Raw genomic sequence first — 25500 nt, forward strand, 5'->3', positions numbered from 1 at the left:
ATCAGAACCTATGTCAATTAAAAATATATATGTAGCAGCCGTATTTTCGCTGGCGACATTCTCCTGTCAGAATCACGATTCTGATACGGAGGTTAATCCGGAAGATATTTACAGCAAGACCAATATCTTTCCTCAACCGCCCAATCAGTGGATGGGAGAGAACAATCCTTACTATACAGAAGGTTATGCAGGGGACGTAATGCCTTATTATGAAAACGGGAAGTTCCATCTTTTCTTTCTCCACGATGCAAAAACAAAACCTGCAGGAGAAGGATTTCACGATATTCATAGCTTCGAGACCAATAATTTTACAGATTTTACTTATCAGGGAAGACAGATTCCTTACGGAACATCATCAGAAGCCGATTTCGGAGTAGGAACGGGAAGTCTCGTAAAGGTGGGAAATATTTATTATTACTATTATACGGGTCATAATGAAGTAGCCTCGTTTCTTTCAGGCAATCCACGGGAGAGTGTTCTGTTGGCAACAAGTACAGATATGAAAAACTGGACGAAGGTCAAGAATTTTAAAATCACTGCTCCGGCAGGATATTATGATTATGAATTCCGTGACCCGCACGTTTTCTTTAATTCTGAAAACGGAAAATACTGGATGCTGGTTTCTGCCCAGACCTCTGACAAGAAAGCAGTCGTACTGAAATTGACCACCACCAATCCGGCAACCGGAAACTGGACCGTAGAAAATCCGATTTATACAACCAGCTCTTCCGAAAATTATATTATGCTGGAATGTCCGGATCTTTTCAAGATGGGCAATTACTGGTATCTTGTTTTTTCTGAAAACTGGAGCAGCAATACCGGAACGCATTACCGCATTTCGACTTCTCCAAACGGACCTTGGACCACACCTCAAAATGACCGTCTTGACGGCTCTTACCTCTATGCAGCCAAAACGGTTTCGGATAATACAAACCGCTATCTGGTAGGATGGACGGCAAGAAAAACGCCTGAAAATAATACCGGTGGAAAAGACTGGGCAGGAAATATTGTTGCTCACAGGCTGGTTCAGAATTCAGACGGAACACTGGCTGTGAAACCGGTTTCAGGATTACCATCTGTGTTTGGTCAAAATACTGCTTTATCAGTTGATAAGATTAATGGAAATGCATCTCAGAATGGGAATAGTTTTAATTTATCGGCCAATTCTCAGGTCACGTTTTCGAAACTTCAGAAGGCCAATCAGATTAACTTTACATTGAATGTATCTGTAGGAAAAGCAGGAATTATTCTGGCACAGGATACCGACGCCGGAAGTGGAGTTAAAATTGCGTTTGAACCTGCAAATAACAGAATCTCAGCTTATGTAATGAATTCCGGTTCGGAGGATCTTATGAATTCCTATTCACTGAGTGCGGTTTCAGGGACATCATATACTGTAACGGCTTCCATAAGCAACGATGTTTGTGTGGTCTATATCAATGATAAAATAGCGTTCACCAACAGAATTTATAATATTGTTAATAAAAAATGGAGTATTTTTAGTTCTTCAGAGAGTTCATTCAGTAATATCAATATCAAAAATCCCAATTAATGTTTATCAATAAGAAAATCAATGTAATAAGTTTTGGAGAAGTGCTTTTCGATGTTTTTGGAGAAGAGAAGAAAATTGGCGGCGCTCCTCTCAATCTGGCTCTCAGAACGGCTTCGTATGGCTTTCCCGTGGCAATGATCAGTGCTGTAGGAAATGATGAAGACGGAAAGGTAATTCTTGATTATACCAAAGTAAATGCTCTTGAAACTGCCGGAATCATTGTTTCTCCGGAATATGAAACAGGCATTGTTCAGGTTTCTTTAAATGAACGTGGTTCTGCGACATACGAGATTAAATTTCCTTCTGCGTGGGATTTTATCAGTGTCGATGAAAAAATAATGGATACCGTAAAAGAGGCCGATGTTTTTTTCTATGGAAGTCTTGCCTGCAGGAATGAGGTTTCCCAAAAGACGCTTTTCTCCCTGTTAGATTCCAATGATAAAATGTTTAAAGTTTTCGATGTGAATTTAAGAAAGCCCTTTTACAATATTCAACTTCTGGAAAAGCTTATGAAGAGGGCAGATTTTATCAAATTTAATGATGAGGAAATCCTGGAAATTGCTGCCGGAATGGGATTTGAATCTGAAAATCTCGAAGCCAATATCAAGTTTGTATCAGAAAAGACAAATACCAAGGCAATCTGTGTAACTTTAGGAAAGCACGGGTCTATCCTGCTGTGGAATGATCAACTATACAGACACGAAGGTTATCCTGTGAAAGTAGCAGATACAGTAGGGGCAGGAGATTCTTTTCTGGCCAGCCTGATTGCGAAACTGCTTTCAGATCAAAATCCCGATGAAGCCCTTAATTTTGCCAGTGCCGTTGGTGCTTTGGTAGCGAGCTATTCCGGTGCAAATCCTACAATAGAAAGCTCTGAAATCGATGCATTTTTGAAAGGGAATGCTTATTGATAAGGTCATCATATTTTAATAATAGAAGAAAACTCCTGTGTTTATAGAAGTTTTCTTTTGTTTGAAGGTTAAAATTTGATTTTAATTGTATAGATGCTAAGGTTTGTCTGACTTAATCCAAACGCCCGCAAGGTATATCAAGCAGTGATTTTTTCTTTTTGTAAAAACACTCTTTTCAGTAAAGTCTGGTTGTGTGCCTCGCTATTCATTGTCATAGATAGCCGGAGCTTGGGCCAATCAAACATTGCTTGAATTCAAGCAGATTCGCTGGCTCCTATAAAGTTGGAGATACCGTTTTGATAAAATACCTATCTTAACGGCAAAAAAATTACACATGCTAATCATAAAATATACACCGGTTTTCAGGGAGGACTGTATCGGCATCTTCAAGAGTAATCTTCCTAAATATTTTGCTGATGAGGAACTGAAGCAGTTTGAAAATTTTCTGGATCATGACATTGAGGAAAATTATTATGTGGTTCAAAGTGAGGGATTAATCATTGGCTGCGGCGGAATTTTTCTTGATCAGAGCAATGGCGAAGCAGGGCTTTCCTGGGGAATGGTACATGCGGATTACCACCGCAGAGGAATCGGTAAATTCTTTACCCAATATAGGATTGATCTCTTAAAAAAGACATACCCTGACACAACTTTTAAAATTGAAACCTCACAGCATACAGCAGATTTTTATCAAAAGAGAGGCTTTAAAACAGTTGATATTGTGCCGGATGGCTTCAGCAAAGGAATCCATAAGTATACAATGAAAATGGAATTTAGCAGTACCGATTAGACCGTACTTATAAAGTTGTATTACATTGATAACATTCCCTATGACAATTCATGATGATTATAATCAATACAGATCAGGACAACGACTCAAGGTAATGAAATAGTATATGTAATATAACAGGCAAGCGGAATGTCTTATCAGAAAGCTTACTTAAATTATATGAAAAAAATATTTCTGTTTTTTGTGCTTACCACCTGCACATCGGTCTGTTTTGCTCAGTCAATTCAAAAAAAATTACCTGCTGATAACCAATTAAAAAGTGCATTGGATTCATTGGTGGATCAATCGGTTTCCGCATTTATGAAAAATAATTCCAGAGTCGGCATTTCAATCGGTATTATTAAAAACGGGAAGAAATATCTTTATAATTATGGTTCTACCAAAAAAGAGAAATCAGAATTGCCGACAGGAAATACGGTGTACGAGCTTGCATCCATTACCAAAAATTTCGGTTCAGCTTTATTGGCAAAAGCCGTGATTGATAAAAAAGTAAACCTCAATGATGATATCCGCAAGTACCTGAAGGACGACTATCCAAATCTGAATTATAACGGGACACCTGTCACGTTGCTTAATTTAGCTAACCTTACCTCCGGATTACCCAATTGGATGCCTGATAAAGATATCTTCGGAAAGACTGATCCGGACTCTATTCCCTATATTCTGGATTCTGTCCATACAAAATACAGCCGTCAAGACTTTTACCGGGATCTGCATCACGTAAAACTGCAGGCAGTGCCCGGAAGCATTTCCCGCCACTGTAATACAGCTGCGCAGCTGCTCGGTTATATTATGGAAAAAGTATACAATAATTCTTATGAAAATCTCCTGAAAATATATTTCACCGGCCCGCTTACCATGAAAAATACTTCTCTGTTAAAACAGGGAAAGCTGCCGGCAAACATGGCAACGGGGTATGACGGAAAGGGAAGAGCCATGCCTGTTATCGATTGGGAAGATTTGCAGGCGGCGGCAGGTATCGCATCTTCAGGCTCAGATATGCTGAAGTACATGGCTTTTCATCTGAATGAAACAAACGCTGCTGTAAAGCTGAGTCACGAACCCACTTTTGGAAAAATTGAAGAGGGTGCTACCGCATTGAATTGGAAAGTCAAAACAAAAGGGAACGGCCGCCGCAGCATTTCTCATACCGGCGGCAGTCTGGGTTTCAGCAGCTATATGGTCTTGTATCCTGATGAAAATTCAGGGATCGTTTTACTGTCCAATGAAGCCGATCAGGGAACACAAAATGAACTGATTGCACTGGCCGATAAAATTCTGAATCCCTGAGAGCCTGTTTTTAACTTTTCATCTTTTCAGAAGAAAATTTTGAATTATTTACCAGCTTATCAGGCCGTTTTCCAGGGCTTTATTATAAATTTCTTCATCAAATGAATAAAGATCCGGCGCTTTGTGAGCACCGCCCTTTCTTTGTTCGTCCAGTTTTTTAAGGATTCCCAGGTTCTTTATTTTACGGTAAAAATTACCCCGGTTAAGCTCTTTTCCTAAAATGGCCTCATACAATTTCTGAAGGTCGGAAAGCGTGAATTTTTCAGGCAGAAGGTTGAAACCGATGGGTTTGATGGAGATTTTTTCCCTTAACGTCTGCAATGCCTTTTCTACAATTTCCTTGTGGTCCATTGCCATCTCTATCTCAGAAAGCCGGCTCACGTTGATCCACTCACAAGTGCCACTGAATTCGTCTATGGTCAGGTTGATTTTTGAAGGATTATATAAAGCATAATAGCCGATCGTGATGAATCTCTGCTTGTGGAACAATGTTTCGTCAAAGTCTTCAAAATAAGCTTCGCTTCTGTGTTTTTTGCCAAACACACCAAATTCCTCCAGATAAACAGCGTTGACTCCGGCCCTTTCTTTCAGGATCCTCACCACAGCATCATCCAGATCTTCATCCTTTTTTACATACCCTCCCGGCAGGAACCACTGATGCCTGTAATTCATCTGTAACAGGAGAACTTTCAGCTCATTCTGGTCAAAACCAAAAATCACAGGATCCGCAGACAGGTGAGGGATATAGATCTCTTTTGCTTCGTTTGATCTTTGTAAAATTAATTCTTTAGAGTCCATTATTCAATTTCTGAGTCAATGTTACAAAAATATTAATAAAAAATTTTAAGAAAGGTAGATTTTAAATAATTGAGTACCATTTCGGAGATTTATTAAATGGTTTAAAATCATTGTTTCGTATGGAATCAATGAAATTATTTATTTATTATTGGATTTATTATATTGAAATTCAGGTATTTGTATTAATTATTAAATTTTATTAATATTTATTTGTTCAATTAAAATAAAGAATGTACTATTGTAATGCTTCGTATTGAAGCAATAAGCTGAAGCGTAATTAGCGTAGTACATAAATTATTAATCTTCAGTTTCTGCAAGCTAAATTTAACACGTTTTTTTATCTGTTTTTGCCGTCTGGTTTTTTTAGGGGGAGGTATCAACTTGTGTCAAAATTTTTGAAACCTTTAAAGAAATATTAAAAATATATAACTTGAAATGAGAAAATCCATACTTAAAATTTCAGCTTTAGGAATCATGCTTTCCGTGGCATTGGTTTCCGGGCAGGAAAAGACAGACTCGCTTGCCGTAAAAAAAGCTGTAATTGCGGCTACGAAAACTGAGGAAGGCGTAAAAACCGTTACGGCATCTTCCAAAGAAGACAATAACCGGAATGTGATGCTGAATGCAGCCAATAATACAAGCCCCAGGGACGTGAACATCGGTTTGCCCTCGACAGTCGGCGGAATTACCATTCTGGAAAACGATTTGCCTGCAGTTTATTTTTTCTGGCCGGAGCTTCCTAATAAAACCTGGAGACAAAGTGTAGGCCTGGAGAAAACCGGGCTTTTAAAAATGGATCAGCTGGCCAATACCATGGGCGACCTCGGTTTTGCGGTAAATTCTTATTCTCAGACCGGAACGAAAGATTTTAAATTAAAAGGAAAATTTACAACCAGCACCTTTGGCTGGCTGCAGGGTGATGTGAATGCCTCCGGGCCGATTTCCAAAAATGGCTGGACTTACACGGTGGGTGCTTTTGCAAACTACGACCCAAGTACTTTTAAGCTCGGCTTTGCCAGGAATGTCGATGAAACGAAGATTTTCAGAGCCGGGATTACCAAATACTTCAACGGTGATAAAGGTAAGATCTCGATGTTATATAAATATTCAGATTCTTATAACGTAGGAAACTACGCTGTTTTCCAGTACGGGGAGAACGGAAAAGTGACGGAACTTGATAACTTCAAGATCGGCAGGGATTCTTATGTGGTGAATGACGGGCAGATTAAAATGAAAGATATCCTGACAGGACAGAATTACTGGGCTTCCATGGCAGGAAATGACAACCGTTCCAGCGCGCATAATATTGATATTTTCGGTAATTATCTTCTGGATAACGGCTGGAATTTCAAATTCTCAACAAGAGCGCATTTCTCCAAAGTAAAAATGTCGACCATTATCCCGCTGAGTATCTTCAATGCGGATTCGTCTGCGGGATATACGCTGGCTTCAAACGGTCAGGCTTATTCAGGAGCAGTAGGGACACAGTTGGCAATGCATACTCCGGAGACACCGATTACCAATATCGCAGGACGTTTTACTCTGGGTAAACAATTGGGTAACCACAACGTTACTTTTGGCGTTTTGGAGCAATATTATCATGTTGATAAATTCACTTCCAACAGATCATTTTTCTTCCAGACCGTGGGTGCGCAACCTCAGAGGCTGATTGGAACTAATACGGATTCAGACGGGTTCTATAACTATAATGCAGGCGGAGAATTCCACAGCGGGACAGAGAACAAAATTTCAGTGTACGGAACCGATGAGTGGAAAGTAACGGATAATTTTAATCTGAGCTATGGTTTGCATTTAAGGAACCACAGCATTGACGGTGAATTTTCTTTAACCCCCAGAACCGTTGGATTTAATTTTACGGATCCGGCTCAGTTCACCCAAATCAATAAAAGCTTTTTCCAGATTGCAGGAAGCTTGAATGCAACGTATAACATCAGCAAAAACTTCGGGGTCATCGCCAACTTCTTATATACCGAAGAAAACAGAAGGCTGGAAAGTTATTCCCAGGCATTCGAGCCCAATACCAACAAGATCAAAAGCCCGTTAGGGGCATTGGGAATATTCTGGAATACGGACTATATCCAGTTGATTTCCCAGGCAACCTATCTTAAAAAGAATAACAACCTGAACAGATACAACCTGGTGAATCCTTTGAATACTTCACAGGCACAGAATACGACCGTTTATTATGATATTCAGACGTTGGGATGGACCACAGATTTTGTTTTAAAACCATTCAAAGGCTTTAACCTGCATTATCTGGTGACTTTCCAGAATCCGGTGTACAAGAAATTTAATTTCAGTGCTTTCGGAAAAGATTATGACTACAGTGATAACAATGTATTGGGGGTTGCTAAAGTCTTGATGGAAATCGATCCAAGTTATTCTGTTGACAAATGGAGATTCTGGGCAAGCTTCAGATACTTCTCAAAACAATATGCGAACCTTACCAATGCTCTATACTTCGCACCAAGATGGGAAACGTTCGGTGGCGTAAGCTATACCGTGAACAAAAACCTGAACGTGGGCGCAACCGTTATCAACTTCCTGAACCAAAGAGGAGCAAGCGGAACCATCAACGGTGCCGAATTGATTACCGATGCAAGTCCGTACTACGGGAAACTGTTGACAGGAACGTACATTATGCCATTGACGGGACAATTATCCGTAAGCTTTAATTTCTAAAACTTTAAAATGAAAAAAACAGTATACAATATCGCCGCTTTATTTCTTGGGGTAACTGTATTTTCACAAAATATCCAAACCGTGACCAATTCCAAAGGTCCGGTTTTGGGATATTCTGCAGATTCCGGCGTGAAAATCCTGACCGTTGGCGGAAATAAATTCAAAGATTTAAATAAAAACGGGAAGCTCGATAAATACGAAGACTGGAGACTTTCGGTGGAGGAAAGAGCAAAAGATCTGGCTTCAAAAATGTCGGTCGAGCAAATTGCAGGACTGATGCTGTACAGCGGACATCAATCGGTTCCGGCTCCGGCAGACGGTTTCAGAGCAGGAAAATACAACGGAATGTTCTACAAAGAAAGCGGTGCAAAAGCATTTGATTTAACAGACCAGCAGAAAAAATTCCTTAAAGACGATCATCTTCGCCACGTTTTGGTAACCACGGTAGAATCTCCGGAAACTGCTGCAAAATGGAGCAATAACATCCAGGCTTATATTGAAGGTTTGGGATTGGGAATTCCTGCCAACAACAGTACCGATCCGAGACATTCTGCAACCGTAACCGCAGAATTTAATGAAGGAGCAGGCGGACAGATTTCGCTCTGGCCCGATGGTTTGGCGATGGGCGCAACTTTCGATCCTGAATTGGTTAAAAAATTCGGGAATATTGCGGCTCAGGAATACAGGGCATTAGGAATTTCCACGGCTTTATCTCCGCAAATCGATTTGGGAACAGAACCCCGCTGGTACAGGATTGCGTACGTTTTCAGTGAAAGCCCGGAACTGACGGCAGATATGGCGAGAGGTTACATTGACGGTTTCCAGACAACCATCGGAAATAAAAACGGATGGGGAACCAAAAGTGTGAATGCCATGGTAAAACACTGGCCGGGAGGCGGACCGGAAGAGGGTGGACGTGACGGCCACTGGGCGATGGGAAAATATGCCGTATATCCCGGAAATAATTTCCAGAACCACGTAAAGCCTTTTACTGAAGGGGCTTTTAAATTAAGCGGAGGAACTAAAGAAGCGGCAGCGGTAATGCCTTATTACACCATCAGTTTCAATCAGGATACCAAAAACGGAGAAAATGTAGGAAACGGTTTCAGTAAATATCTGATCACCGATTTACTGCGTGGAAAATACGGGTATGACGGCGTGGTCTGTACCGATTGGCTGATTACATCCGATGAACCGAAAACTCCGGGAGGATTCGCAGGAAAACCCTGGGGCGTAGAAAAAATGTCCATTGCAGAGCGTCATTATAAAGTGTTGGAAGCAGGCGTTGACCAGTTCGGAGGAAACAACGACAAAGGCCCTGTTCTGGAAGCGTATCAAATGGGCGTAAAAGAACACGGTGAAAAAGCTTATCGGGCAAAATTTGAGCAGTCTGCCGTTCGTTTATTGAGAAATTTCTTCAGAACCGGATTGTTTGAAAATCCCTACGTCAACACAGATGAAACCAGGAAAATCGTTGGTAATCCTGAATTTATGAAAGCGGGTTACGATGCTCAGGTTAAGTCGATCGTCATGTTGAAAAACAAAGCCAATATTCTTCCCATCAAAGAACGAAAAACGGTTTATATTCCGAAGAGATATTCTCCGGCAACGTTCAACTGGTGGGGAATTTACACCGAACCCTCTTTGAAATCCCCGGTAGATTTGGAGATGGTAAAAAAACATTACAACGTGACCGAAGATCCGACGAAAGCTGATTTTGCCATTGTTTTCATACAAAGCCCGCACAGTGAAGAAGGCGGTTACAGCGACATCGATGCCAAAGAAGGCGGAAACGGGTATGTTCCGATTTCTTTACAGTACAAAACGTACACAGCAACTGAGGCAAGGGAAAAAAGCATTGCAGCCGGGGATCCTGTTGTGGCACCCACTGTTCATGACAGGACATTTAAAAACAAAACGACAACCGTTACCAATTCTACGGATCTTTTGACGATTCAGAATACCTACAGGGTAATGAACGGAAAACCTGTTATCATTTCTGTAACAGCTTCCAAGCCGATGGTTTTTAACGAATTTGAAAATCACGCAGATGCGATTTTAATGAATTTCAATGTGTCAAATCAGGCGGTTGTAGATATTATTGCAGGGAAATATGAGCCTTCAGGATTGCTTCCGCTTCAGATGCCGGCAGATATGAAAACGGTGGAAACCCAGAAGGAAGATGTTCCGTATGATATGGTTCCGCACAAAGATTCAGAAGGCCATTCCTATGATTTCGGATACGGGATGAACTGGTCAGGAGTGATTAAAGATGCAAGAACTCAAAAATACACAAAATAAGATTCATTATAAAAATTGATTAAATTGATGGCTTGGGACCGGGCATCCTGTCCGGTTTCATTTCATTTTTAATCATTCAAAAAAATATTGATATGAAGATCAGATACACTTTATATTCATTAATGCTCGGTTCATTAATGATACATGCTCAGGAAAGCCTTGATTTCAGCGGTAAGAAAAACATGGTTTCACCTGAGGTTAATGGCCGGAAGGTGGAATTCCGGCTTTTGGCGCCCGATGCAAAAACGGTGAAGTTACAGGGAAACTGGTTTCCGTCAAAAGGAATGGAAGCCGGTTCTGTTGATTTACAGAAAAATGCGGACGGGGTGTGGACATTTACTAAAAATGATTTGGCACCGGACCTTTACACCTATTCATTTGTTGTTGACGGCGTAAAAGCCAATGATCCGAACAATTCTTATCAGGTTCGTGATGTTTCGTCCGTGATGAGTATGTTTTTGGTAGACGGAAAAGAGTCTGAAAATTACAAAGTCCAGAATGTGCCTCACGGAACGGTTTCCAAAAGATGGTACACATCGAAAGGGCTGAAGGAAGACAGGAGGCTCACCGTTTATACCCCGCCGGGTTATGAAGCTTCAAAAGATAAGTTCCCGGTGTTATATCTGCTTCACGGAATGGGTGGGGATGAAGATGCCTGGACAACTTTAGGGAGAGCTTCACAGATTTTAGACAATTTAATTGCTGCGGGAAAAGCAAAACCGATGATTGTCGTGATGCCGAACGGGCACACCAGCAATTCCGCAGCACCGGGAGAATCTCCGAAAGGTCTTTACAAAATCGATATGAGAACGCCGGATATTTTCTCGGGAGATATGTAAACCTACTTCAGGGAAATTATAGATTTTACAGAATTGAATTACCGTGTCAAAGCAGATGCCAGAAACCGTGCGGTTGCAGGGCTCTCGATGGGCGGTTTTCATTCGCTGTATATTTCTGCGAATCAGCCCAAGACATTTGATTACGTAGGGTTATTTTCTCCGGCGATCCTTCCGCCGGATGAAAAGAAAAGCCCAGTCTACCGGAATTTGGATGCAAAACTGAAAACCCAGCAGAACAACACTTACAAGCTGTATTGGATTGCCATCGGAAAAACAGATTTCCTGTATAAGAATGTCACAGAATACCGTCAGAAACTCGACAGAATGAATTTCAAATATCAATATACAGAATCTGAAGGCGGCCATACCTGGAGCAATTGGAGAACGTACCTGAATGAATTTGTTCCGCAGTTATTTAAGTAGGATTTTAAGGGTTTGGGCAGCTTTTTCCGCCTTCCGCTCTCAATCTTTTTTGTTGAAGTTTTGCGTTCAATAGAACTTGAAGACCACATAAAAAAGGATTTCCGCTCAAGTCGGGCTGCATGCAATTCGATCATAATTAAAACAATGTTATCATAAAACTTTGTGCTGCTGATTTAAGTAAAATGCCTTATCGAAGTTAAAAACAGTGTAATAATCAAAAAAATATTTGCGCTCTTTGCGTTAAAACAAAATAATTCAAAATGAAAAAATTAATCATAGCAGGTGCTTTTCTTTTAGGGTTGAGTACCGTCAATGCTCAAAAATCAATTCCGTTATACAAAGGAAAAGCGCCGGGAACGGAGAACTGGATGCAGAAAGAAGCACAGCAGTTCAATGAACTGTTCAAAACCGAAGTGGTTTTCAATGTAACGCAGCCTTCCATTCTGGTCTTTGAGGCCGATAAGGCAAAAGCCAACGGAACTGTTGTTATTGTTGCTCCGGGCGGTGGTTTCCAGAGTTTATCCATCAATAGGGAAGGCGTTGACGTCGCTAAAAAATTGGCCGCAAATGGTATCACAGCGGTTGTTTTAAAATACAGGTTACTGGAAACGAAATCCAATGATCCTGCGAAAGAAATGATGGAGAGCATTAAAGACAGAACCTCGTTTGATGCGAAAACGGCACCTATTAAAGTAATGGCGGGAGAAGACATCAAAACCGCAATTTCATACCTCAGAACCCATGCTAAAGAAATGAACATCAACCCTGAAAAGTTAGGGGTAATCGGGTTTTCAGCGGGTGCAAGCGTGATTCTGGAAAGCGTTCTTCACAGCAAAGATGCTTCCACAGTGCCCAACTTTGCAGCTTCAATCTATGGCGGGCCAAGTCAGGAGATTCTGGACACTCAGATTCCTTCAGCACCATTGCCGTTATTCATCTGCGCGGCAAGCGACGACCAGCTAAAGCTGGCTCCGAAATCGGTATTGTTGTACAGCAAATGGTTGGCAGCCGGACAGCCTGCAGAGCTTCATATCTATGAAAAAGGCGGTCACGGTTTCGGGATGGGCGTTCAGAACATACCCGTTGACAAATGGTCGGATGTTTATCTTGACTGGCTGAAGTTTCATAAGTTCTTATAGATCAATTTCATCATTTCATCAATATTTTCAAATACTTTAAAGGGATTTGAAGGGATCATAATGCCTGTTAACATAGACTTTTAGATCCGAAAAATTTAAATATACAATAAAAAATAAAATTATGAAGAAGAATGTATCTACCCTGATCAGACTTTCTCAGAAGGCAAAATATTCAGGATTATTCCTGGCTTTACTGGCGGCATCGCCTTTTGCGAAGGCCCAAACTAAAGATCAAAATGTTACGGCTGGCGGAAAAACGTTTAAGGATTTAAACAAAAACGGAAAATTAGACGTTTGGGAAGACACCCGGCTTTCCGTTGATAAAAGAATTGATGCCATCATCAGACAGATGACCAATGCAGAAAAAGTAAATCTTCTGATCGGAACGGGAATGCCCGGTATTGAAGTGCTGACGGGACCTGTCGGGGATTCAAAGCAAGGGCTGGTTCCCGGAGCTGCGGGTGGAACTGCTAATTTCGACAGGTTCGGAATTCCTGCGACGGTGGTTGCGGACGGACCTGCAGGGTTGAGAATTGCCCCAACCAGGGAAAATGATTCAAAAACGTATTATGCAACGGCATTTCCGGTGGGAACCGCGTTGGCTTCGACCTGGAACAAGACCTTATTGGAACAGGTGGGAAAAGCAATGGGAAATGAAGTGAGAGAATACGGTGTGGATGTATTATTGGCTCCGGCTTTGAATATTCACAGGAATCCATTGAACGGAAGAAACTTTGAATATTATTCTGAAGATCCTCTAATTTCAGGAAAAACGGCAGCGGCCATCGTAAACGGAATCCAGTCTCAGGGAGTGGGGACTTCCATCAAACATTTTGCTGCCAATAATGAAGAAAGCAACCGTCTGACCATCAATGCACACGTTTCCGAACGGGCCATGCGGGAATTGTATCTGAGAAATTTTGAAATAGCGGTTAAAGAATCCCAGCCCTGGACGGTCATGTCGTCTTACAACAAACTGAATGGTGTCTACACTTCAGATTCTAAAGATTTGCTGACTCAGGTTTTGAGAAACGAATGGGGTTTCAAAGGAATTGTGATGACCGACTGGTTCGGAGGTTTTCCGGGGTTTGAATCGATTAAAGATGGTGGAATCTCTGACGTGGTAAAACAAATGAATGCCGGAAACGACCTTTTGATGCCGGGGATTCCGGCTCAGAAAAAAGTGTTGCTGGCTGCATTGGATTCCGGGAAATTATCTCAGGACGTTGCGAATCTTAATGTGAAAAGAGTTCTGGAATACGTTTTCAAAACACCGACTTTTGCGCAATATAAATATAGCAATAAACCGGATCTGGATCAAAATGCAGAAGTAACAAGAAATGCAGCGACGGAAGGAATGGTTTTGCTTAAAAATGATAAAAATGCTTTGCCTTTTGCCGATAAACAGAAAGAAGTTTCATTATTCGGAGTGACCTCTTACGCCTGGATCACCGGCGGAACGGGAAGCGGAAGTGTGAACAACAAACACACGGTTTCATTACTGGAAGGTTTAAATGCGGCTGGTTATAAATTAGACAAACAGCTGGTTGATCTCTACAAACCTCACGCTGAAAAGGAACTTGCAGCGGAAAAAGAAAGAAGAAAAGCAAGAGGAATTCTGGCATTGCCGGAAAGGCTCCCGGAATTGAAAATGGATGATGCCTTCATCGCTAAAAAAGCGGAAACTTCGGAAATTGCTTTCGTAACGTTGGGAAGAAATTCCGGAGAAGGTGGCGACAGGGTAGTGGATAACGATTTTGATCTGGCAACAGAAGAACTCGAAATGCTTGATAAAATCTCAAAGGCATTCCACGCAAAAGGGAAGAAAGTGGTTGTGATTCTGAACATCGGTGGCGTTATCGAAACGGCTTCCTGGAAAGATAAAGCAGATGCCATCTTATTAGCATGGCAGCCTGGCCAGGAAGGCGGACATTCCGTTGCCGATGTCGTTTCAGGGAAAATAAACCCTTCCGGAAAACTGACCATGACGTTCCCAATGAAATATTCCGATACGCCGTCCGCAAAGAATTTTCCGGGTGTTCCGGCGGACAATCCAAAAGATGTGACATATGAAGAAGGCGTTTATGTCGGTTACCGTTATTTCAATACCTTCAATGTAAAACCGTCTTATGAATTCGGTTATGGGAAGTCTTACACGGAATTTGCTTATTCAAACATCAAAACCAATTCTAAAACGTTTAATAACAAATTAGAGGTCAGTGTTGAGGTGAAGAACACCGGAAAAGTTTCTGGAAAAGAAGTGGTGGAATTGTACCTTTCCGCACCAAACCAATCTATTGACAAACCAAAGTCTGAGTTGAAAGCGTATGCCAAAACAAAAGACCTGAAGCCGGGAGAATCCCAAACCGTTACGTTGACTTTATCACCAAAAGATCTGGCATCATTTGTAACGGCCAAATCTGCCTGGATCGCCGAAGCCGGGAATTACAAAGTTTCCGTGGGCGCATCTTCTCTGGATATTAAGCAGACCACAGATTTTACTCTTCCGAAAGAACTGACGGTTGAAAAAGTGCAGCATGTTTTCCCTGCTGATAAACAGTTTGAAGACCTGAAACCTTAATTTTTAAATAACAGAAGCTTTTAATTTAAAGTGAATAGACGGGCTTTTCAAAAAAGTGATAATCTACAAAAAATCTATTGTCTCAAATTAAGATATTATAAATAAAAGAGGCTATCTTTAGCCTCTTTTTAAAACTTAATGTATATGATCAATAATGACGTAAAATCTGCGAACAGGAATTATATTGTTCCGTTGATTACCATTACCCTTTTATTTTTTATGTGGGGATTCATCACGTGTATGAATGACATCCTTATTCCTTATCTGAAACAGCTCTTCAGTCTGACCTTCTTCGAATCGATGCTGGTACAGTTCTGTTTCTTCGGTGCTTACTTTATCGGTTCAATGATCTATTTTCTTGTCTCCATGATCGGTGGCGACCCCATCAACAAAGTAGGGTATAAGAAAGGAATCCTTTTCGGGATTTTCCTGGCGGCTTTCGGCTGCGTGCTTTTTTATCCGGCGGCCACATTTTCATCTTACGGGCTATTTTTAGGTGCTTTGTTCGTTCTCGGATTAGGATTTACCGTTTTACAGATTACCGCAAATGCTTACGTTTCGCTTTTAGGTTCGGAAGAATCCGCATCCAGCCGGCTGAATATGACCCAGGCTTTCAATGCATTCGGAACCACCATAGCACCGGTTTTGGGCGGGCATTTAATTTTTGAATTCTTTTCTGCCGCAGATGGATCCTTTTCTGCGGTGGCCACAAGAATTCCCTACCTGATCTTTGCAGGCATCTTACTTCTGGTGGCTTTGCTGATTTCAAGAGTGAAGCTTCCTTCTTTCCAGACGAATGAAGAGGAAGCGGTAAAAGGTTTTGGCGCATTGCAGCATAACCATCTTCTGTTCGGGGTTTTTGCCATGTTCTGTTATGTCGGCGGGGAAGTGGCGGTAGGAAGTTTTATCATCAGTTTCCTGGAGCAGCCGCAGGTAATGAATCTTTCCGAAGTGGTGAGCAAAAACTACCTTTCCCTGTATTGGGGCGGTGCGATGATCGGGCGTTTCCTGGGGGCGATCTCGCTGAATCAGTCGATCAGCCAGGGGAAGAAAGCATTATATATGCTGGGAGCGGCAACGGCTGTTTTCCTGGTGATCTTCAGTATTGTAGATCTGACGTTTTCACAAATCAGTTTCTTCCTGGTATTTATTGTACTGAATTTCGTTGCGTTCTTTATCGGCAAATCTGCTCCGGCAAGAACGTTATCCATCTTTGCGGGAATTAACGTTTTATTACTGATTTCAGCGATGCTGAATCACGGGGAACTAGCCATGTACAGCATTTTAGGAATTGGGATTTTCAATTCAATCATGTTCTCCAATATTTATACACTGGCCATCTCCGGATTGGGAAAATACACAAGCCAGGGGTCTTCTTTGGTGGTAATGGCAATCCTGGGAGGGGCGATCGTTCCGATTTTCCAGGGTTATCTGGCTGATGTTTTCGGAGTTCAGCATTCATTCATCATTCCGGTGTTCTGTTATCTTGCCATCTTGGTTTTTGGTGCATACTGCACCAAATACCTGGGCCATGTGAAGCAGGATGCTGATGCAAAATCCGGGCATTAGGATCTTTGAACTTTAAATAAATTATAAAACCTGCTGTTGAGCAGGTTTTTTTTATTGAAATAGAAAATTGTTTTATGTTGCAAATTTTGTTCATACTTAAAAAGCAGAATATGATAAAGAGTATATGCGGCTTAATAATTATCTTAGTCAAATTATAATATTGATATGAATTATCAACTAAAGTTCCTGATAAATCTCACGGTCATAACTTTAAACATACCATTGGCATTCGGTCAAATCTCAACTTCTGATCATTCTAAAATAGACAGCTTAACATTTTCTGATACGAAGGCCATTTTAAATAACCTTCTGAATGCATCGTTTGAGAAGCGGATTTTTAATCAGGATAACGAAGAATTGCCTTACCGTCTCCTGTTGCCTAAAAATTATGATCCGGCTAAAAAATATCCGGCAGTTCTCACTTTTCACAATTCCACACGGATTGGCAATGATAATGAAAGGCAATTAGAGCCATTGGCGAAAATCTGGCTGAGAAATGAAATTTATGAAAGGTACAATTGTTTTGTGGTGGCGCCTCAGTTTAATGAACGTTCCTCAAATTACCTTGAAAATGGAAACGGCATTTTGGTGTCAAAAGGAAGCGATGCAACAATTTTGGTTCTGAAATTATTGAGAAAGCTGGAGCAGGAATATCCCAATATGGACAAATCTAAAATATATCTGGTAGGCTATTCAATGGGCGCTTCAACCGCTCAGAACCTGATGAGTTTGGCTCCTGAAGAATTTGCGGCTATGGTTTCAATCGCCGCAGTTCCGGATTTTTCCCATTTAAAAGCATTAGCTTCCAAAAATATTTATCTGATTCACGGGGCAAAGGATTTTGATAATCCGTATAAAGGAAGCGACGAACTGTATAAAAAATTAAAAAACAGCAATAAAGTACTGTTCAAAACTTTTACGGAATTGGACCATAACAATATTACCATCCCGTTGCTGCTGAGTGACGAAATACCGAAGTGGTTATTCAAACAGAAAAAATAATTTCTCATAACTTATTGTGATCACACAGATTTAAGTGCATTTACTCTGTTATATCTGAAATGTCATGAGAGTATATACTAACTCTTACGGACATGAAAGAAAAAAGATCATTAATGAAATACAGAATAATAAGCCCTGCAGAATTATTAATTCTGCAGGGCTTATTATTCCTGATAAATATTATTTTTAACTTAAAATATCACAAGGTACTATACAGATTACCCATGGACATCTTTTTACTCCCGGAGGAGGGCAACAGGCTTCGGAACAGCCTGAGGCTCCGCCGTTAATGCCTTTCAGCTGGCCTCTTGAGATTTTCTTGAAATTTTTCATAATAAAGTAATTGGGTTAAACATCAATTAAGGCTGGTTTCCGCCGCCGCATCCGTCATAGGGCATACACTGCCATTTTTTGTTGATCAGGCATAATTGTCCGCCCGGACAGTTAATCCCGCCTTTGATCGCTTTCATTTCCTGTCGATTGACTTTTTTTAAATTTTTCATAAGATTTGGAATTGGTTGTATTCGAAATTAATAAATTTTTATCAATTGAATAGCATTATTCTGATAAATATTTTATTATTGATGAATTATTATGCGGTTTATTTTACTTTAAATGGTGTAATCATTGAGCCGATGGGGAGTCCAGGCTTGTTGAAGATAAATTTATCCAAACTTTGTAAAGCGCCTATTTGCTGTCAACCGCCGGAACGTCTCCCAGAATATCGCTGATGATGATTTTCTGAACCTGCTCCGGTTCTTCCGTTAATACGGAATGTCCTGCATTTTTAAATTCATAGATATTCTTTTTCGGCGCTTTTAAAATCTTCATGTAATCTTTTGCAATATTAAAATTGGTCTGAAAATCTTTTTCACCGATAAAGAAATAGACGGGACAGCTGATTTCAGGCAATTCCGCCATTAGATTCTGACGCATGACCCGGTTCCATGTCGGCATCCAGGTTTTGGTCCAATCCTCCATATATTGCTTCAGAAGAGGAAGGTCTTTTTCTGCGAAAGGATGCCCATCATAGCTGAACATCCATTTTCTGAGATAGTACATATCTTCGTAACTCTTGAAAGGAATGGTAACGGTATTCAGTTCCTCCCGGGCCATACGGTTCGATTCCGATTTTGCATGATCTTTTAATTTTTTCAACAGCATCTGCTCACTCTTTGTCTGGTTGATTACCGGACTGAATGCGATATAGGCATCCAGGAGTTCAGGATGCTTTTCTGCCATTTTGAAGCCTAGGACTGTTCCCCACGATTCCCCTACGAGATATAATTTTTTCTGATTGAATTTTTTCAGCAGCATTTGTATCAGTTCATAAGTATCATTTTCCATTAACTCCAGGGTTATCGGAACAGAGGATTTGTTTAAGGCGAGCGTTTTCCCTGCGTCTCTCTGATCCCACTGAACGACAAGAAAATGTTTTTGGAGCACATTAGAAAAAACTTCAGCCTGTTTCATCCTTGAGCTTCCGGGGCCTCCGTGTAAAAAAAGGATAAGCGGCCGGTCTTTGTTTCCGCTGTAGGAGATCACCTGTCTGATGCCGCCCACGGTTACCGTGTCATAGTCCGGCTGGGATTGCCCAAATAATGCATTGAGGCCTAATACAATAACCAAAAGGCTTAAGATTCTTTTCATAATTATTTTAATAGATGTTTTTATTTTTATTGAAACCGTTTTACCGGAATTTATAGCTGTATTTCAATCTTTTTCAAATCCATTCATTGTCATACGGAATGAATGATTCCATACAGGTTTTCTACTCAATTCCGTCCGATACCGCACGGCCGCAAGATAGCAAAAAATTCAGTCAGCAGATCAGTGCCTGATATAAAAGAAAAAAGGCCGGTAAGATCAGTAAAATATCTTCAATTAAACTGAAACAAAAAACTGGATATCCTGAGATGCGTACCATTGCCTACAGGTGAAATAACCTGTGTTTTCTTGCCGCTGATGATCATTAAATGGTGAGTGCATTGAATTTTAAGCATATCTTAGCGAAAAATAGATACGATTGTCATGAAGAAAATCAAGTTTGCCGCTGCGGTGATTATTTTGAACAGTCCGCTGGTGTTTGCCCAAAAAGTTACTAAAACGGACGTGCGAGATGGCGAACCTGTCATTATGTATACCTCGCCATCGGAAGGAATCCAAAAGTCCAACCCGGAAGTCCAGCCCGAATTTAAAGGCGGCCAGGCTGAGATGAGTGCGTTTATATCCAGGAACCTGAAGTATCCGAAAGAGGCGGTTAAAAATAATATACAGGGGCTGCTGGTGGTGCAGCTTGATATTGCCAAAGATGGCACTGCAAGGTTCGGCAAGTTTATAAGGGCACTTGGTTACGGCTGCGACGAAGAGGTGAAAAGGCTGATCGGTAAAATGCCAAAATGGAACCCTGCTTTAGTGAACGGAAAACCGGCAGAGTCTGAGTATATCATGAGGGTCAGTTTTAAACTTGCAGAGTGATAATAATTTACTGTAAAAGTCTTGTATTTTCACCAAAAAGAAACGAAGGCGTTGGATCTGACTGAAAAATCAGGTAATCAAATCACACAGCGCATCGCCCCAACCGGATCAATTAAGCATTTTTCTTTACGACCTCAACCATCGTACCGATATCAAAAGGTTTTTCAATATAGTCGTCAGCTTTGCATTCCTTTGCCTGCTCAGGCAAATTGGTAGAGGTGGAAGTAAGTACCGCTGCCACTTCTTCGGTAGCAGGGTCAGACTTTAATTCTTCAATTACTTTTGTCCCTTTTTTATTCCCTCTGATGTGTTCATCCACAATCACGACATCAGGATCAATATCACCAATTTCTTCAATCGGGTCGGTTGTCAGTGATGGAATAACATTAAAGCCTTCATCCGTCAAAACCTGATCCATGATATCCAATATTTGTTCATTATCCTGAATAAGGACAATTTTTTTATTCATAAACGGTCATATATATGGTGTAAATGTATGAAAAAAATTCATTGCATACTCGTTTAACCCACATTGTGGAGAAATCGTCTATAATATAATACTCATTAATTCGTTTCTTTATTTTTTTGGTGCATGCTTTTGACAACTTCATTTCGGATAACCATCTTGGTCTGGCTTCATTTACTCCAGTAGGGGAGGTATTGAATGCTTTTTTTTAATATGTTTTGGATACCTGGGCAAAAAACTCCTGTAATGATTGAAATATTGCCGCTTATGCTATCAACGCCGGTTATGCTGTAATTATTGCTCTGCATCTTCCTTTGCTTTATACATTTAGCGGCAGCGAAAAAACAAATTCAGAGCCCTTGCCGATTTCGCTTTTTACTGAAATGGTGCCTTTGTGATGGCTGATGATTTCCGAGCAGAGATACAGGCCTATCCCGAAACCGGAAATTGAATGCATGTCATCACCCTCCACCCTGTAATAGCGGTCAAAAATGTGAGCCGCATCTTCCGGTGTGATCCCTTTGCCCTGGTCTTTAACACTGATATAGGCAAATTCATGATTGAAAGTACATGAAATATCAATAACACTGCCCGTCGGAGAATATTTAACGGCATTGCTGATCAGGTTATGGATAACCTGCCCGATTTTATCCCGGTCAGCACTGATCTTTACAGAGTCTGCTGGGGCAAAGATGATGCTATGGCTGCTGATCGTAGCTAAGGATTCCTCTTCCGCTTCTTTCAGTAACAGGGCCAGGTCAAACAACTGCCTGTTAATATGGATCTTACCGGATTCAAGCCTTGAGATATTTAAAAAACCATTGATCATGGCCGTCATTTTATTGATCTGCAGATCCGCTTTTTCCAATATTCCGGGAAAAGTTTCGTTTCCTGTTTTTGCGGATTTGAGCTGCATAAGCTGAACATAACCTTTTATCGAGGTGAGCGGAGTTTTCAGTTCATGGCTTACCATTCCGATGAAATCATTTTTCCGGATTTCATCCAGCTTTTTTTCAGTGATCTCATGGATGACACCGGTAAAATATTTCTTTCCGTCTTTTTGCTGTACTTCACCTATGGCGCGCACCCACCGCAGCTTTTCATCATGGTGGCCGATGATCTGGTATTCCATATCAAAGCGCATGTTTTCCATAAATGCCCGTTCCACGCTTGCCGCTACTGATTCGCGAAAGTCCGGGTGTATCTGATTAACAGCAGCCTCGTATGGCATAACCTCATCCTGATGAAACCCGAAGAATTCTTTAAGCTTTGGGGAAGCGGTAAAGGTACGGTCATCCGCACTGATTTGAAAAGTGCCTAATCCTGCTGCATCGACGGCCATTCTCAGATTTTCTTCTGCACGCTTAATCTCTGCGCTGGCAAGATGCTGTTCGGTGATGTCCATTACCACGCCGGTAAAAGCAGAAAAAGTGCCTGAAGGGTCTGCTTTAAGATTGCCTATGGCGCGCAGCCACCGGAGATGGTTGTCATGGAACCCGATAACCGGGTAGGTAACGTCGTAATCACCGTTGTTATAAATGGCGTTTTCCAGTTTTGCGGCAACATAAGGCCGGTATTCTTCCGTAATCTGTGCCAGTGCCTGCTCAATGGAAAGCGACTCATCTTCATAGTATCCGAACAGTTCTTTTAAACGGGCATCGGTAATGAACTCCCGGGTAATGGAATGGATAAACCAGGTGCCGAAATTCGCTGCATTAACCGCCAGGCGGAAAGCAATCTGGCCTTCTTCGATTTTTTCATTGGCCTTTATTAATTCATCATTAACCTGGGCTACTTCTTCAAGAGTAGCCGCAAGCTCATGGTTGGCATTTTCCAGCTCTTCATTGAGTGCCTGCAGGACTTTTGATCCGTTTTCCAGGCTTTCTTCCCATTTTTTACGTTCGGTTACATCCCGGGTGGCCCCGGCTATTGCTTCAACGTTGCCATATTCATCGAGAACGGGAGTGAAAATATAATCATATACCCTCCTGCCTAAAATTGCGTGGGGAAATGACACTTCTCCGCGGATGGGAAGTTTGGTTTCCTTGATCCGGTCAATTTCTTTCTCATGCATTTCCGCATGCCAGGGTTCATAGCCGATTTCCAACAGTCCTTTTCCGATGGAATCTTCCCATGTTTTGCCCCACATGTTCAGCAGGGCCTGATTGGCATAGGTAAAGCGGTAGTTGAGGTCAAATACATACAGCAGGTCGGGCGTTGATGAAGTAACGGTTTCATACAGCCTTTTTTGCTGGTCCGACTGCGTTTTAGCATTTAATAATGCTTCCTCAGCCTCTTTACGCTGGGTGATGTCCTGTGCTGTTCCAAACCATTCAATAATATCACCCTGTTCATCCAGAATAGGGATGGCTTTGGAAAAAGTCCATCCGGGCGTGCCATCAGCCCGCAGAACCCGGTGTTCCAGGCTAAAAATTTTTTTCTCTCGGATGCATTCTTCTATCTTGGCATTTACCATATCCATATCAGCAGGATATATATTGTCAGACCTCCAGTTGGTGGTTGGCGCATCGGCATCTTTAAGAAAGCCCCTGCCGTCAAGTTCACGCATCTCCCTCCAGTCAGGGCTTAATGAGTACACGACATTTGACGTGGCTTCAATCAAGGCTTTCAGGCGGTCTTCCGTTTCAGCATTTCTTTGCTTTTCAGAGGTATGTTTATTGGAGAAATTTGTCATATATCGTTGCTGCTGGAATTATGATTGACTAAAAAATAAATAAAGCGTAAGCTTTGTGTACACTTACCAATCGGTAGAATCAGATCTTCGGAAAAAGAGTACAGAAATCCAATGCCTTAATTTTTGGCTGAAAAGTTACGACAAAGTAAATAATCCTAAAAAAAATCAGCAACTTTTTTGCAGTGTCAAAAGAATTAGGAAGTTCAGGGTTTCAGGGTTCTGTTTTATTCAAAAGGCTATCCGGTATTTTTGCAGTATCCTCTAACTATTCAAGGGTTTTTTATAATAACGCCGGTCTTAAAGTTTAAACTGCTGTTTACCGGATCGGGGTTGTAAGCCTGGATAAAAAATCATTCTTTTAACCAGGATCTTACTGTCTGTAACAAATGTTTACATGATGGCATAAAAATAAATGTTCATTTTTTTTCATTAATTTAGCATTGGTTTAAAGCGGATCATTTGTACAGTGATCTTTACGATGAAAAGCCGAAAATGTTGACGTCCAGTTCAGGATAAACAGCCAGCCCTCAGACATAGAACTCTATAATGGACACATTCACTACTTACAGCTACGTTTCAGACAGGCAGGTGCCGAGAAATAAGATCCTGCTTCCGAATAACATGGTTTCATTACTGGAACAGGGAGAAAAAATTGTGTATTATGCCAACCACAAAACAATTATTACAGATAACCAGTTTGCGATACTTTCTTCGGGTAATTGTTTAATGACGGAAAAGATTCCCGTAAATAATACGTATCGCAGCACCATGCTGTTTTTTGACAATTCTGCATGGTCAAAATTCTTTGTAAAATATGCTTCGGTAATTGACAGGATTCCACCAAATCCCGGAAGGTTTAAAAAGCCTTTTGCCGTATTTGAAAAAGATGAATTTATAAAGGCTTACCTGACTTCCCTTAAACTCATCCAATTAAAACCGGCTTCTTTTTCAGACAAAATGACAGCGCTGAAATTTGAAGAACTGATGCTTCACCTCCTTGAAAATTATCCGGAAGAAATCCTTTCGTTCCATGCAAAAAATCAGGAAGAATACTCTGACTTTGAAATCAGGAAAGCGGTTGAATTAAACATAACCAACAATCTCACATTAGAAGAACTGGCATTTTTGTGCCATACCAGTGCTTCCACTTTCAAACGGAAATTCATAAAGCTCTATCATCAAGCACCCGGACAGTACTTTTTACATCAAAAAATGGAAACGGCGAGATCATTGCTGCTTCAAAATGAAAATCCGGGGATTGTAGCCTATAAAGTGGGCTATGAAAATCATTCAAGCTTCTCACAGGTATTTAAAAAAGTTTATGGCATGAGCCCTAAAGAATTTAAGCAGCAAAATCTGACCGTTTCCGGACAGCATTTGACCGATCATCAATAATCCCATACCTGAACTGCTTTCTAACTTTGCGCTGAATTTAAAACGTAAAGAAAATGACAAAAAAGTATTTCACGGAATTGGCAGATTATAATAACTGGACCGACCGTATTATCATTGAATGGCTGGAACAACTCAGTGAAGAACAATGGGAACAACCTATTACAAGCAGTTTCAGTAGTATTAAACAGACTGCCGTTCATATGGTAAGTGCTAAAAAAATCTGGATTGACTTCTGGACAAAAGTGCCCGGTCCCGTTTATCTGTCTGCTGAATTTAACGGCACAAAAAGCGAACTGATTACAATCTGGGAAAAAGCATCTGAAGACCTTCAGTATTTTATCAGAAACCATCCCGAAGAAGATTATCAGCAGCCCGTAACCGTTTTATATCCAAACGGCAAAGAAGTGGAAATGATATTCTGGAAGACTTTACCGCATTTCGTTAATCATGCTGCTTACCACCGTGGGCAATTGGTTACGTTATTGCGACAGGCAGGGTTTACAGATTTTTCCAATACCGATTTATTTACTTATTTTATGATTCAGAATAAGCAGGTATAGTCGGAACA

General features: G+C 41.0%; 19 protein-coding genes and 1 pseudogene. 14 read left to right on the forward strand and 6 right to left on the reverse strand.

Annotation, left to right across the window (positions count from 1 at the left end):
• Positions 1–10: 10 nt before the first annotated feature.
• From H561_RS0120615 to H561_RS0120630, 4 genes are all read left to right on the forward strand, one after another.
• On the forward strand, positions 11–1552 hold the full coding sequence (locus H561_RS0120615; protein WP_027388677.1) for a glycoside hydrolase family 32 protein: 1542 nt from the start codon (positions 11–13) through the stop codon (positions 1550–1552).
• Positions 1552–2463, forward strand: coding sequence for a carbohydrate kinase family protein (locus H561_RS0120620; RefSeq protein WP_027388678.1), 912 nt, complete (start codon positions 1552–1554; stop codon positions 2461–2463). Before H561_RS0120615 ends, H561_RS0120620 begins: the two co-directional genes overlap by 1 nt.
• A 334-nt stretch (positions 2464–2797) precedes the next feature.
• Positions 2798–3253 (forward strand): GNAT family N-acetyltransferase, encoded by a 456-nt coding sequence (locus H561_RS23020; protein ID WP_051349479.1) that lies wholly within the window; start codon positions 2798–2800, stop codon positions 3251–3253.
• Positions 3254–3412: 159 nt separating this feature from the next.
• Entirely contained in the window at positions 3413–4543 is a 1131-nt protein-coding gene (locus tag H561_RS0120630; protein WP_162143042.1) for a serine hydrolase domain-containing protein, read from the forward strand.
• A 48-nt stretch (positions 4544–4591) separates the two neighbouring features.
• Here H561_RS0120630 and H561_RS0120635 read toward each other — a convergent pair whose 3' ends face one another.
• Entirely contained in the window at positions 4592–5341 is a 750-nt protein-coding gene (locus H561_RS0120635; protein WP_027388680.1) for an NUDIX hydrolase, read from the reverse strand.
• A gap of 435 nt (positions 5342–5776) precedes the next feature.
• On the opposite strand from H561_RS0120635, the gene H561_RS0120640 reads away from it, so the two are divergent.
• The 7 genes and pseudogenes from H561_RS0120640 to H561_RS0120675 all read left to right on the forward strand — a co-directional run bounded on the left by H561_RS0120640 (position 5777) and on the right by H561_RS0120675 (position 17898).
• Positions 5777–8044 carry a porin family protein gene (locus H561_RS0120640; RefSeq protein WP_027388681.1) on the forward strand — a complete coding sequence of 756 codons (2268 nt, stop codon included), beginning with the start codon at positions 5777–5779 and terminating at the stop codon, positions 8042–8044.
• A gap of 9 nt (positions 8045–8053) precedes the next feature.
• A complete protein-coding gene (locus tag H561_RS0120645) occupies positions 8054–10345 on the forward strand; it encodes a glycoside hydrolase family 3 protein (RefSeq protein ID WP_027388682.1) in 2292 nt (763 codons plus the stop codon).
• Between the two features lie 452 nt (positions 10346–10797).
• Positions 10798–11607: pseudogene (locus H561_RS23025) on the forward strand (alpha/beta hydrolase).
• A 260-nt stretch (positions 11608–11867) separates the two neighbouring features.
• A complete protein-coding gene (locus H561_RS0120655; RefSeq protein ID WP_027388683.1) occupies positions 11868–12746 on the forward strand; it encodes an alpha/beta hydrolase in 879 nt (292 codons plus the stop codon).
• A 121-nt stretch (positions 12747–12867) separates the two neighbouring features.
• Positions 12868–15327 (forward strand): glycoside hydrolase family 3 N-terminal domain-containing protein, encoded by a 2460-nt coding sequence (locus tag H561_RS0120665; RefSeq protein ID WP_027388684.1) that lies wholly within the window; start codon positions 12868–12870, stop codon positions 15325–15327.
• Between the two features lie 144 nt (positions 15328–15471).
• Positions 15472–16896, forward strand: a complete 1425-nt coding sequence (locus H561_RS0120670) for a sugar MFS transporter (RefSeq protein ID WP_034763008.1) — start codon at positions 15472–15474, stop codon at positions 16894–16896.
• Between the two features lie 165 nt (positions 16897–17061).
• Positions 17062–17898, forward strand: coding sequence for a carboxylesterase family protein (locus H561_RS0120675; RefSeq protein WP_027388686.1), 837 nt, complete (start codon positions 17062–17064; stop codon positions 17896–17898).
• Between the two features lie 186 nt (positions 17899–18084).
• On the opposite strand, the gene H561_RS24205 is transcribed toward H561_RS0120675, so the two are convergent.
• From H561_RS24205 to H561_RS23030, 3 genes are all read right to left on the reverse strand, one after another.
• Positions 18085–18231, reverse strand: a complete 147-nt coding sequence (locus tag H561_RS24205) for a bacteriocin-like protein (RefSeq protein ID WP_170207319.1) — start codon at positions 18229–18231, stop codon at positions 18085–18087.
• A 26-nt stretch (positions 18232–18257) separates the two neighbouring features.
• Positions 18258–18401 (reverse strand): bacteriocin-like protein, encoded by a 144-nt coding sequence (locus H561_RS24090; protein ID WP_155845876.1) that lies wholly within the window; start codon positions 18399–18401, stop codon positions 18258–18260.
• Positions 18402–18585: 184 nt separating this feature from the next.
• The gene (locus tag H561_RS23030) at positions 18586–19548 is read right to left on the reverse strand and encodes an alpha/beta fold hydrolase (RefSeq protein ID WP_034763011.1); all 963 of its coding nucleotides are present in this window, start codon (positions 19546–19548) and stop codon (positions 18586–18588) included.
• Positions 19549–19929: 381 nt separating this feature from the next.
• Between H561_RS23030 and H561_RS23035 the strand changes: the two genes are divergently transcribed.
• Complete coding sequence (locus tag H561_RS23035) at positions 19930–20376, forward strand: energy transducer TonB (protein WP_027388687.1); 447 nt, start codon at positions 19930–19932, stop codon at positions 20374–20376.
• A 112-nt stretch (positions 20377–20488) separates the two neighbouring features.
• On the opposite strand, the gene H561_RS0120710 is transcribed toward H561_RS23035, so the two are convergent.
• Together H561_RS0120710 and H561_RS24345 are read right to left on the reverse strand one after the other, a co-directional pair.
• Positions 20489–20845, reverse strand: coding sequence for a response regulator (locus tag H561_RS0120710; RefSeq protein WP_027388688.1), 357 nt, complete (start codon positions 20843–20845; stop codon positions 20489–20491).
• Between the two features lie 316 nt (positions 20846–21161).
• Positions 21162–23537: a PAS domain-containing sensor histidine kinase gene (locus H561_RS24345; RefSeq protein ID WP_051349481.1), complete on the reverse strand. Its 2376-nt coding sequence runs from the start codon at positions 23535–23537 to the stop codon at positions 21162–21164.
• A 546-nt stretch (positions 23538–24083) separates the two neighbouring features.
• Between H561_RS24345 and H561_RS0120720 the strand changes: the two genes are divergently transcribed.
• Positions 24084–24932 carry a helix-turn-helix domain-containing protein gene (locus tag H561_RS0120720; RefSeq protein WP_027388689.1) on the forward strand — a complete coding sequence of 283 codons (849 nt, stop codon included), beginning with the start codon at positions 24084–24086 and terminating at the stop codon, positions 24930–24932.
• A 53-nt stretch (positions 24933–24985) separates the two neighbouring features.
• On the forward strand, positions 24986–25492 hold the full coding sequence (locus H561_RS0120725) for a DinB family protein (protein ID WP_027388690.1): 507 nt from the start codon (positions 24986–24988) through the stop codon (positions 25490–25492).
• The last annotated feature ends 8 nt before the right edge of the window (positions 25493–25500 follow it).

Origin of the sequence: Chryseobacterium gregarium DSM 19109 (genome assembly GCF_000430845.1) — a bacterium.
In the GTDB taxonomy this organism is placed as follows: domain Bacteria; phylum Bacteroidota; class Bacteroidia; order Flavobacteriales; family Weeksellaceae; genus Chryseobacterium; species Chryseobacterium gregarium.